This window comes from Mesorhizobium sp. M4A.F.Ca.ET.090.04.2.1 (assembly GCF_003999085.1).
GTDB lineage: Bacteria > Pseudomonadota > Alphaproteobacteria > Rhizobiales > Rhizobiaceae > Mesorhizobium.
Window position 1 is genome coordinate 1 of the sequence record NZ_RZOT01000910.1, and the last position, 1059, is coordinate 1059.

At 69.9% G+C, this 1059-nt stretch carries 1 protein-coding gene; it reads left to right on the forward strand.

Going from position 1 to position 1059, the window contains the following annotated elements; all coding sequences use genetic code 11:
• The coding region (locus EN781_RS33070) for an iron chelate uptake ABC transporter family permease subunit (RefSeq protein ID WP_145965813.1) at nucleotides 1–1059 on the forward strand (1059 nt) is incomplete at both ends.

Sequence of the window (1059 nt, forward strand, 5' to 3'; positions counted from 1 at the left end):
GTGTTGGCCGGCGCCTATTTGGCACTGGCGCTGGCCACGCTTTTCTCGCCCGCGCTGCTTTCCTTCGGTCGCGAATGGGTGGCGCTTGCAGGTGCCCTTGTCGCGCTCGCTGCAGTCTTCGCGCTGTCCTGGCACAAAGGCCTGTCCCCGCTGTCCGTCGTGCTCGGCGGCCTTGTTGTCAGCCTCTATGCCGGAGCGATTGGCGCCGCCCTTATCGTGCTCAGGCACGAATGGCTGGCCAACCTGTTTATCTGGGGCTCCGGCTCGCTCGGTCAGCAGGATTGGAAGACCACGCTGTGGCTCCTGCCGCGTCTGAGCCTCGCGGCATTGGCGATCGGCCTGATGGTGCGGCCGCTGACCTTGCTCGGCCTCGACGACGAGGGCGCGCGCAGCCTCGGCCTGCCGCTCGGCGTCTATCGCTTTTCCGGGCTTGCCGCTGCCGTTGCGCTGATTGCCTTTGTCGTCGCGGCCGTTGGCGTCGTAGGCTTTGTCGGCCTCGCGGCGGCGGCCCTTGCCCGCATAGGCGGCGCCCGCCGGCTCGGCCAGCGGCTGGTCATGGCGCCGTTGATCGGCGCCGCGCTGCTATGGGCCGCCGACCAGGGCGTGCAACTGCTGACCGGGCCACAGGGCGATCATTTGCCGACCGGCGCCATCACGGCGCTTCTCGGCGCGCCGCTGCTGCTCTGGCTGCTGCCGCGCCTTGCGCTTGGCGCCGAGCTTCCAGCGCCTATCGCCGAACGGCTGCCGCGCGCGAGCCCTCCTGGCCCCCTGCTGGCGGCGATCGGCCTGTCGCTCCTTTTGCTGCTCGCGCTTGTGCTCTGCTACGGACCGGGGCCGCACGGCTGGAGCTTCGTCCTCGGCGACCAGTTGGCACCCTTGCTGTCATGGCGACTGCCGCGCGTTTCGGCCGCGCTTGCCGCCGGCGCCATGCTGGCGCTGGCCGGCTTGATGATGCAGCGCCTGACAGGCAATCCGATGGCCAGCCCCGAAGTGCTAGGCATCAGCGCGGGTGCTGCGCTCGGCATGATGGCGGCGCTGTTTTCCGTGGCTGGCCCCAGC